The sequence below is a fragment of the Delftia tsuruhatensis genome (genome assembly GCF_903815225.1).
Classification (GTDB): domain Bacteria; phylum Pseudomonadota; class Gammaproteobacteria; order Burkholderiales; family Burkholderiaceae_C; genus Comamonas; species Comamonas tsuruhatensis_A.
Map to the genome: position 1 here is coordinate 1,582,970 of NZ_LR813084.1, position 13,442 is coordinate 1,596,411.

Consider the following 13,442-nt stretch of genomic DNA (forward strand, 5'->3'; position numbering starts at 1 on the left):
TCAGGCCTTGTGGGGGGGCGCGTTTCGCAGCCACTGCGGCGGGCGGAACACCAGCAGGTTGCCGCAGATCACCAGCAGCAGGCCCGAGACGGCCAGCGGGGTCCAGACATAGCCTTCGACCAGGGCCGAGATGGCCAGGGCGACGATGGGAAACAGCACCGTGGCATAGGCGGCCTTCTCGGGGCCCATGCGTCCCACCAGGGTCAGGTAGGCCGTGAAGGCAATCACCGACCCCGGAATGGCCAGGTAAAGCCACGACCCGACATAGGACCAGCTTGTGTCGAAGCGCCAGGGCAGGCCCGCCACCAGCGCATAGGCGGACAGCGCCAGCGTACCCGCCAGCATGCCCCAGGCATTGGTCTGGGCCGGTCGCCAGCCCATGGACTGCAGCGAGGCCGACAGCATGTTGCCGCAGGAAAAGCACAGCGTACCCAGCACGGCCCAGCCCAGGCCCGGCAGGCTGGCATGCCGGCCTTCGCGCAGCTCGGGCCAGAACAGCACGGCCAGGCCCGCCAGGCCGAACACGCTGCCAGCCAGCACATGGGGCGCCAGCCTGCGTCCGTGCAGGATGCGCGCCAGCAGCGCGTTCCAGAGGTTGGCGCTGGAGAAGACCACGGCGGCCAGTCCGCTGGCCAGCGTCTCGCTGGCATGCATGAAGCATACGAAGTTGACGCTGAACAGGCACAGGCCCTGGGCCAGCACGCGCGGCAGCGCCGGGCCGCGCGGAACGCGCAGCTGCCTGGACCAGGCCAGCCAGGTGAACATCAGCACGGCGGCCAGGGCGAATCGATAGGCAATGGACAGCTCCACGGGCACGGAGCCCAGCTGCATCTTCAAGGCGATCCAGGTTGAGCCCCAGATCAGCACGACCAGGCAATAAAGGGTGGCAGTCATGGCGGCTGATGATGGCGCCACCGGCCCGGGAGCCATGGCAGATTCCTGCGGTTTGGTGGCATGGCCATCCACTGCCAGCCCGCCGTGGCCCCACAATCGCAGCCATGACGCCCACGCCGCTGCCCGAGCTGCCCCCCAGTCACCTTTGCCAGGTGCTGTCCCGCTCCAAGGCCTGCCTGCAGCGGCGCGCGCGCCTGAGCGAAGGCGTGGAGCTGGCCGTCTGGGCCAATGGGGACGACGAGGTGCGCTACTGCCAGCCCGGCCACCACACGCTGTCGGTCTATCTGGCCGGGGGTGAAGGGTCGCAGCTGAAGGAGCGGCCCGAGGCCATGGGTGCGCCGGGGCGCATCTGCATCTTCCCGCCTGAGGGCGAGTCCCACTGGCTGGTGCGCGCGCCGGTACAGTTCCTGCACCTTTACGTCTCCGATCTGGCCTGGGCCGGGCGCGTGGTCCGCATGCTCGACGCCGAGCCGCGCTCACGCACGCTGCGTCCGCAGATCTATGGCGATGACCTGGCCTTCAACGCCGGTGCCCGCTCATTGATGCGGCTGGACTGGCAGGACCCGCAGCAGCTGCTGCAGGCCGATACCATCGGGCAGCAATTGATCGACAGGCTGGTGCAGCAGTCGGCCACGCCGCGCCAGTTGCAGGCATTGCAGCGACCGCTGGGCGGGTTGTCGCAGGCCGCGCGGCGCAAGGTGCTGGACCATGTCCAGGAGCATCTGCATGACAGCAAGGCGCTGACCCTGGTGGCCCTGGCCCAGGTGGCCTGCCTGTCTGAATTCCACTTCGCGCGCATGTTCCGCCAGAGCATGGGCTGCACCGTGCACGAATGGGTGCTGCAGCAGCGCCTGGCGCGGGCCCGCCAGGCACTGCGGGCGCGCCAGGCGCCGCCGCTGGCCGACCTGGCCCTGGACTGCGGTTTTTCCAGCGCAAGCCATCTCGTGCGCAGCTTTCGCACGCATTTGGGTGTTACGCCTACGCAGTTCTCGCTCTTTCAGCGCAATGCTTGGCGCTGATCGGGAAACGGGCAGGGCAACCGGCTGGGCGCGACAGCGGGCTTGATCTGGCGCAAGCCGGCGCCCGTGTGGGCGCTGCACACCTTGAAATTTCCCCCGCAGGTATCAGATAAATCGCAGTGACCCTGTTTCAGGAGCAAAAGAAACACCATGCGAATCGACAAACTGACGACCAAGTTCCAGGAAGCCCTGGCCGACGCTCAGACGCTGGCCCTGGGCGGTGACCAATCCAATATCGAGCCCCTGCACCTGCTGGTGGCGCTGCTGCGCCAGGACGATGGCCCTCGCTCGCTGCTACAGCGCGCCGGCGCCAACGTCGGCCAGTTGCAGGCCGCGGCCGAGAAGGCCCTGGCCGACCTGCCGCGCGTGCAGCACCAGGACCAGGTCCAGGTAGGCTCCGAGCTGGGCCGCCTGCTGCAGGCCACGGAAAAGGAAGCCCTCAAGCGCGGCGACCAGTTCATCGCCAGTGAACTGTTCCTGCTGGCGCTGACCGACGGCAGCGGCAGCTCCACGCGCGCAGGCCAATTGCTCAAGGAAAGCGGCGTGACGCGCTCCACCCTGGAGTCCGCCATCAACGCCGTGCGCGGCGGCCAGACCATGGACAGCGCGGAAGGCGAAGGCCAGCGCGAGGCGCTCAAGAAGTACACGCTGGACCTGACCGAGCGTGCGCGCAGCGGCAAGCTCGACCCCGTGATCGGCCGTGACGACGAGATCCGCCGCTCCATCCAGGTGCTGCAGCGGCGCAGCAAGAACAATCCCGTGCTCATCGGCGAGCCCGGCGTGGGCAAGACCGCCATCGTCGAAGGCCTGGCCCAGCGCATCGTTGCCGGCGAGGTACCCGAGAGCCTGAAGAACAAGCGCGTGCTGTCGCTGGACATGGCGGGCCTGCTGGCCGGTGCCAAGTACCGCGGCGACTTCGAGGAGCGCCTGAAGTCCGTGCTCAAGGAGGTATCGCAGGAAGAGGGGCGCATCATCCTCTTCATCGACGAGATCCACACCATGGTCGGCGCCGGCAAGGCCGATGGTGCCATGGATGCCGGCAACATGCTCAAGCCCGCACTGGCGCGCGGCGAGTTGCACTGCATCGGCGCGACCACGCTGGACGAATACCGCAAATACATCGAGAAGGACGCGGCGCTGGAGCGCAGGTTCCAGAAGGTGCTCGTCGACGAGCCTTCGGTGGAGGACACCATCGCCATCCTTCGCGGCCTGCAGGTGCGCTATGAGGCCCACCACGGCGTGGACATCACCGATCCGGCCATCGTGGCCGCTGCCGAGCTCAGCCACCGCTACATCACGGACCGTTTCCTGCCCGACAAGGCCATCGACCTGATCGACGAGGCGGCGGCCAAGATCAAGATCGAGATCGATTCCAAGCCCGAGGCGATGGACAAGCTCGAGCGCCGGATGATCCAGCTCAAGATCGAGCGCGAGGCCATGAAGAAGGAAAAGGACGAGGCTTCGCAAAAGCGCCTGCAACTGATCGAGGAGGAACTCGGCAGCCTGGAGCGTGAATATGCCGACCTCGAGGAGATCTGGAAGAGCGAGAAGGCCAGTGCCCAGGGCTCGGAGCAGATCCGCAAGGAAATCGATCAGATCCGCATCCAGATCGAGGAGCTCAAGCGCAAGGGGGATTTCAACAAGGTCGCCGAGCTGCAGTACGGCAAGCTGCCGACGCTGGAGAAGCAGCTCAACGAGGTGCAGGCCAGCGAACAGGGACAGGGCGGTGCCCCGGCCCACCGGCTGCTGCGCACACAGGTCGGTGCCGAAGAGATTGCCGAAGTGGTCAGCCGCGCCACGGGCATTCCCGTGTCCAAGATGATGCAGGGCGAAAAGGACAAGCTGCTGCACATGGAGGACAGGCTGCATGACCGTGTGGTCGGCCAGGATGAGGCCATCTCGGCCGTGGCCAACGCCATCCGTCGCTCGCGCTCGGGTCTGTCCGATCCCAACCGCCCCACGGGCTCCTTCCTGTTCCTGGGTCCCACGGGCGTCGGCAAGACCGAGTTGTGCAAGGCCCTGGCAGGCTTCCTGTTCGACAGCGAGGACCATCTGGTGCGCATCGACATGAGCGAGTTCATGGAAAAGCATTCAGTGGCTCGCCTGATCGGCGCGCCTCCGGGCTACGTGGGCTACGAGGAGGGCGGCTACCTGACCGAGGCCGTGCGCCGCAAGCCCTACAGCGTGCTGCTGCTCGACGAGGTGGAGAAGGCCCATCCCGATGTCTTCAACGTGCTGCTGCAGGTGCTGGACGACGGCCGCCTGACCGACGGCCAGGGCCGCACCGTGGACTTCAAGAACACGGTCATCGTGATGACGAGCAACATCGGCTCCCTGCTGATCCAGTCCATGGTCGGCGAGGAATACGATGAGGTCAAGGATGCGGTCTGGGGGGAACTCAAGAACCATTTCCGGCCCGAATTCCTCAACCGCATCGACGAGACCGTTGTCTTCCATGCGCTGGATGCGAAAAATATCGAGTCCATCGCAAGGATTCAGCTCAAGCTGCTGGAGCGCCGTTTGGAGAAAATGGACCTTGCGCTGCAGGTGTCCGACCAGGCCCTGGCCGAACTGGCCAAGGTGGGTTTCGATCCCGTCTTCGGGGCCCGGCCGCTCAAGCGCGCGATCCAGCAGCGGATCGAGAACCCGCTGTCGAAACTGCTGCTCGAAGGGCGCTTTCCGCCCAAGAGCACGATTGCGGTGCATGTGGACCCGGTACAGGAACCGGGTGTATTCCGGTTCGATGCGGCAGATTCCGCCTGACGCACCGGACCTGCCAGGAAAGGCTTTGCTTTGAACGATTTCGTCGCCACCTTGACCCGCTGGGCCGTGCGCATCCTGCTGATGCTCGTGGGTCTGGTCTTCTTTGTCAGCCTGCTCACGGCGGCCGCGCTGCTGGCCCTGGTATGGGGCGTGCGCGCGCTGTGGGCCAGGTTCACGGGCCGGCCCGTGACGCCCTGGTCCATGCGCATGAGCCCGCGAGCGGGCTGGCAGACCGTCTACCGCTCGGGTTCGGAATGGATGGCGCAGCGGCCTCAACGTGCCTATGGCGCCGCCGAGGCCGGAGGCCGCCGTGCCGGCGTGCTGCCTGGCGCGGGTGAGGTGACCGACGTTCAGCCCCGTGAAGTGCGCGAGCCCTGAAGCGTCTTGCTTCAGCCTTTACGCGGCCTGCGCATCTTCGGTGTCGGGCTGTGCCTGCAGGCCCGTATAGTCTGTAACCCCCGGGAGCCCGTGCAAGGCTCCCTTTTTTTTCCTGCCGCCGTGTTCCGGCCGGACTGCGGCGCAGGCAAGCGTTTCTTATCATCGAGCCTATGACCCCGCTGGATCTCCACCGCGTCTTCGACCTTCAGTACCAGGCCAGTCGGGCGCAGGTGGACGTGCCGCTGCTGGTGCGGCGCGAGCGCCTGCTGCGCATGCAAAAACTGCTGGAAGAACATGGTCCCGTGCTGGCCGCGGCGGTGCAGGCTGACTTCGGCATGCGTTCGCCGCGGCTGACCGAGATGGTGGAGCTGTTCGTGCTGCGCAACCTGCTCAAGCACACGCTGCGCCACCTGGCGCGCTGGTCGGGACGCCAGAGGGTGCGCACGCCCCTGATGCTGCTGCCCGGACGAGGCTGGATCGAGCGCCAGCCCCTGGGCGTGGTCGGCGTGATCTCCCCCTGGAACTACCCGGTGCAGCTGGCCCTGGGCCCGGCCATCACGGCCCTGGCCGCCGGCAACCGCGTCATGCTCAAGCCCAGCGAACTCACGCCGCACACCTCGGCACAGATGGCGGCCCTGGTGGGGCAGTTCTTCGCGCCCGAGGAGTTCGCCGTCATCGAGGGCGACGTCAGCGTGGCCACGCAATTCTCCGGGCTGCATTTCGACCACCTGCTGTTCACCGGCTCGACGGCCGTGGGACGGCGCGTGGCCCAGGCCGCGGCGGCCCATCTGACGCCGACCACGCTGGAGCTGGGCGGCAAGTCGCCCTGCATCCTCTCCAGCGACTGCGACCTGGAGGAAGCAGCGCTGAAGATCGCGCATGGCAAGCTCGTCAACGCGGGGCAGACCTGCATCGCGCCCGACTATGTGCTGCTGCCGCGCGGCCAGGAGGCACAGTTCACCGAGGCCTTTCGCGCCGCCGCACGCCGCCTGTTCCCGCGCTTTGCCGGCAATCCCGACTACGCGGCCATCCTGACCAAGCGCCACCTGGCGCGCCTGCGCCAGATGCTGCGCCAGGCCCAGGGCATGGGCGCCCATGTCGAGTGGATGGAAGATGGCGGCACGGGACTGGATGGCGCAGAGGCCGGCTGGGGCGATGCCGTGGAGCGGCAGATGGCGCCTGCGCTGGTCTTCAATGCCACCAGCCAGATGCAGCTCATGCAGGAGGAGATCTTCGGGCCCATCCTGCCTGTGATCAGCTATGACCGGCTGGATGACGTGGTCGCCGCCATCAACGCCGGGCCCAGGCCGCTGGCCCTGTACTGGTTCGGACGGGACGAGAAGCTGCGTGATGCCGTGCTGTCGCGCACCATCAGCGGCGGGGTGACGGTCAACGACACCTTGCTGCATTTCGCCCACGAGAACCTTCCGTTCGGAGGCGTGGGCGACAGCGGCTGGGGGGCCTACCATTCGGAGCAGGGGTTTGCGCGGCTGAGCCACCAGAAGGCGGTGTTCGTGCAGTCGCGCTGGTCGGGCGCCTCGATGCTGTACCCGCCCTATGGGCCGAAGTTCGACCGCATCATGGCGCTGATGCGCCGCTGGCTGTGAAGCCCGGCAAGGCAGGATGGCAGGCTGTTCGCTCAGTCCTGCCTGCATCGCCATGAATTGTCAACTGATTCTTTGCCAGGCCTTGTGTCACATGCATCAGTTGCTCTTTTTTGAAGAGCATCTAGCACATCCGATAGCCAAGGGCAAGAAAACGAGCACAGCCGTACTTGCGTGCATGGCTAAGGCCTGCAGTGCACGCAAAAAGCGCGATTCCGGTGAAAATCACGCCCTTCTATTTTCACCTGTTTTCGTTTCGGTTTTTCCATGTCTAGTATCCAGGTTCGTCCAGCCACTCTCCGCGATGCAAAAGCGATTGCCCAGATCCATACTGCTTCCGCCATGGAGGCTTATCGAGGACTGGTCCCTGACGACCAGCTCAAAAGCATGTCGTCGGTAGAAAAGCGCCAGGCCTACTGGCGCGAGGCCATCGAATACTGCGAGCCCCAGGTGCAGGTGGCCATCGATGGCGACAAGATCGTGGGCTTTGTCGGTTTCGACCGCTCGCGTGACGAGAAGTCGCGCCAGACCACTGGCGAAATCTGGGCCATCTATGCCGCCCCTTCGCACTGGAACCAGGGCGTGGGCGTGGCCCTGTGGGACGCTGCGCGCGACGGTCTGCTGGAAGAAGGCTGCACCAATGTCACCTCGTGGGTGCCGCTGCGCAACGAGCGCGCACTGCGTTTCCATGAGCTCGCCGGCTTCAAGCGCGAGATGTCCACGGCCAAGACCGCCCAGATCGGCGGCCTCAAGATCGAAGAAGTGCGCCTCAAGCGCGCACTGAACTGATCTGGCCAGCGCGTCCATCCGCCCATCATCCACGGAGCAGCAGGCCATGTCTTCTTCCCGGAACTGGTCCCTGCTGCAGTGGCAGGAACAAGATGCCACGCACGCCGCGCTGTGGCGAATGGACAGCACCATGGCCGCGCCGCGCCGCATTGTCATCGCCGATGACAGCCTGCCTGCGGACCGTGCCTACCGGCTGGCCTGCGAGGGACAGGCCATGCTGTGGCGTGGCGATTTCCAGAACGCGCGCCAGCTGCTGCAGGCCCTGGGCCGGCGCCTGGACAAGGCGCCTGGCGCATCCTCGGCCAAGGCCCGCCATCGGCGCGCCGACGCGGATGACGGCAAGGCCGCGTTTCCCCATGCCTTTCACCTGCACCGCCAGGCGCAGGCACAGCGTGCCCGCATTCTGTCCAGCCTGCTGATCGAACTCGACGCCGGTTGGCGTTGTGCCTTGCGGCGGGCGCCCGACTGGAGCCTGGCCTGCGGTGAGGCCTGGGGCGACGTACCCCAGGACGAGGCGGCGGCCAGCGTGCTCGTTCCCTTGCGCGAACTGCTGGGTGCCCTGGGCGCCCATGAATGGCGCAAGAAGGGCGTGGCGCTGGCCGTGCCGGGCCTGCCGCCATTGAGCATCCACCCGCACTACGGCGTGTTTTCCCCGGTGCGTGGCGAGTACCTGGACCTGGTGGCGCAGGCACCGCTGCCCGCGGCGGTACGGCAGGCCCAGGCGCCCGTCTGGGATATCGGCGTGGGCACGGGCGTGCTGTCCGCCATCTTGCTGCACCGTGGCGTGCAACAGGTGGTGGCGACCGATCTGAGTGACCGGGCGCTGGCCTGCGCGCAGGACAATCTGCAGCGGCTGGGCCTGGCCCGGCGCGTGGATCTGCGCCATGCCGACCTGTTCCCCGAAGGCCGGGCCGCCCTGGTGGTCTGCAATCCCCCGTGGCTGCCGGGCAAGGCCAGTTCCCTGCTGGAGCAGGCCGTCTACGACGAAGGCAGCCGCATGCTGCGCGGCTTTGTCCAGGGCCTTGCCAGCCATCTGCAGCCGGAGGGCGAAGGCTGGCTGATCCTGTCGGACCTGGCAGAGCACCTGAAGCTGCGCTCGCGCGACGAACTGCTGGGGTGGATCGAGGCGGCGGGCCTGAAGGTCCTGGGCCGGCAAGACATTCGTCCGCGCCATGGCAAGGCCATGGATGCCGCCGATCCGCTGCATGCAGCGCGAGCGGCGGAGCTGACCTCGCTGTGGAGGCTGGCGGCGGCCTGAGTCAGGCGCTGGATGCGGTCTCGTGCGGCAGCAGGTGCCGCAGCCGCTCGCGCAGAGCCTCGGCGCGTTCGCTGCCCGCATGCTCATGCACGGTCAGCAGCAATCGCTGAGCGGCGTCCTGGAGCGCGGGCAGGTCACGCGCCTCGCGCAGCAGATGGCGCAGCGCCTGGGCCTTGTCCTCGTGGCGGTTGGCGAACAGGCGCTCGCACATGTCGAACAGGTACATGCGCGTGCCGGCAAGATTCAACGGGGTGGTGGTCGATGGAGCAGTGGACTCCACAGGTCCTGGATCCATGGATGCGGCGGGTGCCATGGCCGGGGGCTCGGGGGCTGCCGATGGAGCAGCGTCCGCCACGCGCTGGAGGTAGCCTGCGGCGATCAACCGCCGGACCAGTTCCCCGGCTTGCGCACCCAGGACTTGCTGCAATTGCGCGTCGGTTCGGCCATCGGCCATCAGCAGCACGGAGCGCTCGCGCAGCGGCAGGCTGCGGCGGCCGGGCTGCAGCTCTTCAAGGGCCTTTGCGGTTTTTTGCAGCATGGGCAGCAGGGGGAGTCCGACAAACCCCGATTGCACGTTACATGAATGACCGTGGCATGACGAAGCCATGACAACTCGCCCTGCGCAAGGTCTTGCCGCAAGGGCACAATCGCCTGCCGCAGCATGGCGGGCCGTGGTTCCTGGTGGTGCAGGCCGTCTGCTTCCCATGAGCGCAAGGTTTGATCTGTAACAAAGGACGGGATCCCGGACTCCGGGACAAAGGTGATGAGACTGTTGCTGGCGCCCATGGAGGGCTTGCTCGATTTTGTGTTGCGCGATGTGCTCACGCGTGTCGGAGGCGCTGATCGCTGTGTCTCGGAGTTCATCCGCGTCACCGGAACGCTGCTGCCGGACAAGGTGTTCCTGCGCACCATGCCGGAGTTGCGCAATGGCAGCCGCACGCTGGCAGGCGTGCCGGTGCGCGCCCAGCTGCTGGGCTCGGACCCGGACAGCATGGCCGCCAACGCAGCCAATCTGGCGCGCCTGGGGCCGGAAGGCATCGACCTGAATTTCGGCTGCCCTGCCAAGGTGGTCAACCGCCATGGAGGCGGGGCCGCGCTGCTGCAGGACCCGCAGCAGATCGCCCGCGTCGTGGCGGCCGTGCGTGCCGCCGTTCCGCCAGCGATGCCCGTGTCGGCCAAGATGCGGTTGGGCTTCAACGACACCGCGTTGATGACCGAATGCGCCCAGGCCATGCAGGCGGGCGGTGCCTGCGAGATCGTCGTGCACGCGCGCACCAAGCTCGATGGCTACCGCCCTCCGGCCTACTGGGACATGATTCCGCGCATCCGGGAATCCGTCTCCGTTCCCGTGGTCGCCAATGGGGAGATATGGACGGTGGACGATGCCCTGCGTTGCCGCGAGCAATCGGGCTGCGGCGACCTGATGCTGGGGCGGGGCATCGTCGCCGACCCGGGCCTGGCGCTGGCCATCCGTGCGGCGGTGCAGGGGCGCGCGGTCCAGGCGGCGCCTGTGTGCTGGAGCGACCTCGTGCCCCAGGTGCAGCGTTTCTGGGACATGGTCTGCGAGGATCTGGAGCCGCGCCAGCGTGCAGGCCGCCTCAAGCAGTGGCTGAACCTGCTGCGCAGGCGATTTCCCGAAGCCGAACAGGCCTACCAGGACGTGCGCACCCAGACCGATCAGCGCGAGATCACGCTCTGGGTCCAGTCCCTGGTACGGCGGCAGCAGGACTGAGGCGAGCAGGCGCCTTTACAGCAGGTGGTCTGGCGCCAGCGGGCCCAGCAGCCTGAGCATCAGCCGCAGACCCCAACTGGCATCGGGCTCGCTGCGTTCATCCTCGCGGTCACTGTCTTCGGAGGCTCGCCAGACAAGGTCTCCATCCTGGTCGATTTCCACCTTCCAGCTGCCGTCCTCCAGGCCTTGCGCAATGCTTTGCGTGGCCAGCCGGCCGAACTCACGGCTGGCGATCAGCAGTGCGATCTCGGTGTTTTGCAGCTGCGAGCGCAGGTCCAGGTTCATCGATCCCACGGCCACCAGATGCCCATCGACCACCAGCAGCTTGGAATGCAGCATGGCCCGCGAGGCTCCCGCAGAGCCTGACGGCCCGCCGCCCGTGCTGCCCGCGCGCAGCGCCGAGCGCAGGCCTGCCGCCGTGCTGCGCAGCTCATAAAGCTCCACGCCCATTTCCAGCAAGGCCTTGCGGTGACGCGCATACCCGGCATGCGCCAGCGGCGCATCGTTGGAGGCCAGCGAGTTGGTCAGGATGCGCACACGCACGCCGCGATCCCGTGCGCCACGGAAGGCTTGCATCATGTCCGGCCCGGGGACGAAATAGGGGGAGACCACCAGCAGATCACGCCGGGTCTTGCGGACCAGGGCCAGCAGCCCGTTTACCACGGAGTCGGCTTCCAGGACGGGGCGCGTGGCCTGGCGAAGCGCATGGGGGGGCTGGCTCAGCGCCAGCGTGCCCGCTGGCCTGGCCTGCGCCTCGCCGGGGCTGGACACGGTCGAGCCGTCCGCCCCTTCTTCCTTGTCCAGCGGAATCTTGGCGGGCTGATCCACCAGCACGGCCGCAGCGGCCCAGGTCCAGGGCGCCTTGCGCAGGTCCATGGGCTGCTGGTCCCATACGGCCTGGTTGTGCCGGACATCCTGGCCATCCTCGGTCCTGGATGCAACGGAGGTGGCTGGCGCATCATCGTCCTGCGCTGCGTCGTCCTGGGTGGCGAAGCGCTGGCGCAGCTGCTGAAGTTCCTTGAGGCTGATCAGCGACTGCACGGGATAGGCCCGGGGGTTGTTCCAATAGCTGTCGAAACTGCGCGACAGGTCTGCGGTGATCGGCCCCGCCGCCAGCACGTCGAGATCCACGAAATTGCTGGTGCTGTCCGCGTCGAAATAGGCATCCCCCAGATTGCGCCCGCCGATCACGCCCATCACGTTGTCCGCGATGAACAGCTTGTTGTGCATGCGCTGCTGCGCGCGCTGGAAATCGGTCAGCAGCGTATAGGCCCGTCCCAGCACGGAGCCGCGCGCGCCGGCCAGCGGATTGAACATGCGCATCTCTATGCCGGGCACGAAGGCCAGGCGCATGACCTGGGCATCGGCGCCCGTGCTGTGAAAATCGTCCAGCAGTACCCGTACCCGCACGCCCCGGCGGGCGGCATCGACCACGCCGCGCAGCAGCCGCTGCGTGCTCTCGTCGGCATGGATTGCGTAGTACTGCAGGTCCAGCGTGCGCTGCGCGCCATCGACCAGGGCCAGCCGCGCGCCGTAGGCCGCCTGGGCGCCGGCCAGCAGGGTGAAGGCGGATGTCTGGGGCCTTGCGCCTGCGGGCCGCAGCTGCTGCACCATGGTGCCCAGCGGAGTGTCCTGCGGGGCCTGGAAAGCCGTGCTGACAGGACGATCGACCTGGGTGGGCAGGCCGTTGGCACAGCCGCAGGCCATGGCGGACAGCCACAGCATGAGCGCAGCCCTCCACCATCCTCGGGAAAGGCTGCGTATCAAGGGATGCGGTAGGGAGTGAGCGCCGGACATGGTTCAGAGATATATCCCAGAGAGCGTGCGATCCGCTGTCGGACGGTGGCGCCTGCCGCATGCCCTGGAAGCGGCCAGCCGCGTCAGAAGCCGTCACGCCCCTGGACACGGGCCACGACCCGCAGGTCGGGGCCGATGCGCTGCACATCCTGCAAGACCATCGGCAATGCCTGGGACAGCGCATCCAGGGGACCGAAGCTGGCGATGCCCATGCCACCGGTTCCCAGCAGCTTGGGGGCCTGGTACAGCAGCATTTCATCGACCAGCCCTTCACGGACCAGGGATCCATTGAGCTTGAAGCCCGCCTCCACGTGCAGCTCGTTCGTGCCGCGTGCGGCCAGGTCACGCAGCATGGCGGCCAGGTCCACCTTGCCTTGCGCATTGGGCATGGGAATGACGGTCGCGCCCAGGTCCTGAAGTGCACTGGTTTTCGATGCGTCCCGGCTGCTGGTGTAGATGAGGCAGCCGGCCGGGGCCTGGAGTACCTGGGCGGTGAGCGGCATGTCCAGGTGGCTGTCCACCACGGCAATGCGTGGCTGGCGAGGGGTGGCGACTTCCCGCACGTTCAGTCGCGGATCGTCCTCCAGCACGGTGCCGATGCCGGTCAGGATGGTGCAGGCCCTGGCCCGCCAGGCATGGCCGTCGGCACGTGCCTCGGGGGAGGTGATCCATTGGCTTTGGCCATTGTGCAGGGCGGTCGCCCCGTCGAGCGAACTGGCCGCCTTCATGCGCACCCAGGGCAGGCCCCGCTGCATGCGGCTGAAAAAGCCGAGGTTCAGCTCCCGGGACTCGGCAGCCCCCGGGCCCACCTGCACTTCGACACCCGCCGCCCGCAGCCGGGCGAAGCCCTGGCCCGCCACCTGGGGATTGGGATCGGTCAACGCGCCCACCACCTTGGCGACACCCGCGGCAATCAAGGCATCGCAGCAGGGGCCCGTGCGGCCGTGGTGCGAACAGGGCTCCAGCGTCACATAGGCCGTGGTCCCGCGTACGTCCTGGCCTCGGGCCTGGGCATCGCGCAGGGCCATCACCTCGGCATGCGCACCGCCGGCCTGCTGTGTGAAGCCCTGGCCGGCGATCCGCCCGTCAGGCGTCACCAGCACGCAGCCCACGCGCGGGTTGGGGGAGGTAAGAAAAAGCGCCTGGGCAGCGAGCCCAAGCGCCTGGTGCATGTAGTGGTCGGAATCTGCCATGGCCGGAATGGTAAG

General features: G+C 67.2%; 11 protein-coding genes. 7 read left to right on the forward strand and 4 right to left on the reverse strand.

Features of this window, described 5'->3' with window-relative positions:
- The gene (locus L1Z78_RS07185; protein ID WP_234640852.1) at positions 1–894 is read right to left on the reverse strand and encodes a DMT family transporter; all 894 of its coding nucleotides are present in this window, start codon (positions 892–894) and stop codon (positions 1–3) included.
- Positions 895–998: 104 nt separating this feature from the next.
- Here L1Z78_RS07185 and L1Z78_RS07190 point away from each other — a divergent pair, with 104 nt between their 5' ends.
- The 6 genes from L1Z78_RS07190 (at position 999) to L1Z78_RS07215 (ending at position 8,705) form a co-directional block, all read left to right on the forward strand.
- Positions 999–1,913, forward strand: coding sequence for a helix-turn-helix domain-containing protein (locus L1Z78_RS07190; RefSeq protein ID WP_234640853.1), 915 nt, complete (start codon positions 999–1,001; stop codon positions 1,911–1,913).
- A 150-nt stretch (positions 1,914–2,063) separates the two neighbouring features.
- On the forward strand, positions 2,064–4,676 hold the full coding sequence (clpB, locus tag L1Z78_RS07195; RefSeq protein WP_234640854.1) for an ATP-dependent chaperone ClpB: 2,613 nt from the start codon (positions 2,064–2,066) through the stop codon (positions 4,674–4,676).
- 30 nt (positions 4,677–4,706) lie between these two features.
- Positions 4,707–5,054: a hypothetical protein gene (locus L1Z78_RS07200; protein WP_234640855.1), complete on the forward strand. Its 348-nt coding sequence runs from the start codon at positions 4,707–4,709 to the stop codon at positions 5,052–5,054.
- Positions 5,055–5,224: 170 nt separating this feature from the next.
- Positions 5,225–6,661: a coniferyl aldehyde dehydrogenase gene (locus L1Z78_RS07205; RefSeq protein ID WP_234640856.1), complete on the forward strand. Its 1,437-nt coding sequence runs from the start codon at positions 5,225–5,227 to the stop codon at positions 6,659–6,661.
- 264 nt (positions 6,662–6,925) lie between these two features.
- The gene (locus L1Z78_RS07210) at positions 6,926–7,447 is read left to right on the forward strand and encodes a GNAT family N-acetyltransferase (protein WP_234640857.1); all 522 of its coding nucleotides are present in this window, start codon (positions 6,926–6,928) and stop codon (positions 7,445–7,447) included.
- 46 nt (positions 7,448–7,493) lie between these two features.
- Positions 7,494–8,705 carry a N5-glutamine methyltransferase family protein gene (locus tag L1Z78_RS07215; RefSeq protein WP_234640858.1) on the forward strand — a complete coding sequence of 404 codons (1,212 nt, stop codon included), beginning with the start codon at positions 7,494–7,496 and terminating at the stop codon, positions 8,703–8,705.
- Position 8,706: 1 nt separating this feature from the next.
- Here the strand turns inward: L1Z78_RS07215 and L1Z78_RS07220 are convergent, their stop codons facing one another.
- Positions 8,707–9,243 carry a hypothetical protein gene (locus L1Z78_RS07220; RefSeq protein WP_234640859.1) on the reverse strand — a complete coding sequence of 179 codons (537 nt, stop codon included), beginning with the start codon at positions 9,241–9,243 and terminating at the stop codon, positions 8,707–8,709.
- Positions 9,244–9,468: 225 nt separating this feature from the next.
- Here L1Z78_RS07220 and L1Z78_RS07225 point away from each other — a divergent pair, with 225 nt between their 5' ends.
- On the forward strand, positions 9,469–10,437 hold the full coding sequence (locus L1Z78_RS07225) for a tRNA dihydrouridine synthase (RefSeq protein WP_234640860.1): 969 nt from the start codon (positions 9,469–9,471) through the stop codon (positions 10,435–10,437).
- A gap of 15 nt (positions 10,438–10,452) precedes the next feature.
- On the opposite strand, the gene L1Z78_RS07230 is transcribed toward L1Z78_RS07225, so the two are convergent.
- On the reverse strand, positions 10,453–12,234 hold the full coding sequence (locus L1Z78_RS07230; protein ID WP_234640861.1) for a phospholipase D family protein: 1,782 nt from the start codon (positions 12,232–12,234) through the stop codon (positions 10,453–10,455).
- Positions 12,235–12,317: 83 nt separating this feature from the next.
- Positions 12,318–13,427, reverse strand: a complete 1,110-nt coding sequence (ribD, locus tag L1Z78_RS07235) for a bifunctional diaminohydroxyphosphoribosylaminopyrimidine deaminase/5-amino-6-(5-phosphoribosylamino)uracil reductase RibD (RefSeq protein ID WP_234640862.1) — start codon at positions 13,425–13,427, stop codon at positions 12,318–12,320.
- Between the last annotated feature and the right edge of the window lie 15 nt (positions 13,428–13,442).

Coding starts and splice junctions, on each gene's coding strand:
- L1Z78_RS07185 (WP_234640852.1), bottom strand. CDS start 894: ATGACTGCCACCCTTTATTGCCTGGTCGTGCTGATCTGGGGCTCAACC.
- L1Z78_RS07190 (WP_234640853.1), top strand. CDS start 999: ATGACGCCCACGCCGCTGCCCGAGCTGCCCCCCAGTCACCTTTGCCAG.
- clpB (WP_234640854.1), top strand. CDS start 2,064: ATGCGAATCGACAAACTGACGACCAAGTTCCAGGAAGCCCTGGCCGAC.
- L1Z78_RS07205 (WP_234640856.1), top strand. CDS start 5,225: ATGACCCCGCTGGATCTCCACCGCGTCTTCGACCTTCAGTACCAGGCC.
- L1Z78_RS07210 (WP_234640857.1), top strand. CDS start 6,926: ATGTCTAGTATCCAGGTTCGTCCAGCCACTCTCCGCGATGCAAAAGCG.
- L1Z78_RS07215 (WP_234640858.1), top strand. CDS start 7,494: ATGTCTTCTTCCCGGAACTGGTCCCTGCTGCAGTGGCAGGAACAAGAT.
- L1Z78_RS07220 (WP_234640859.1), bottom strand. CDS start 9,243: ATGCTGCAAAAAACCGCAAAGGCCCTTGAAGAGCTGCAGCCCGGCCGC.
- L1Z78_RS07225 (WP_234640860.1), top strand. CDS start 9,469: ATGAGACTGTTGCTGGCGCCCATGGAGGGCTTGCTCGATTTTGTGTTG.
- L1Z78_RS07230 (WP_234640861.1), bottom strand. CDS start 12,234: ATGTCCGGCGCTCACTCCCTACCGCATCCCTTGATACGCAGCCTTTCC.
- ribD (WP_234640862.1), bottom strand. CDS start 13,427: ATGGCAGATTCCGACCACTACATGCACCAGGCGCTTGGGCTCGCTGCC.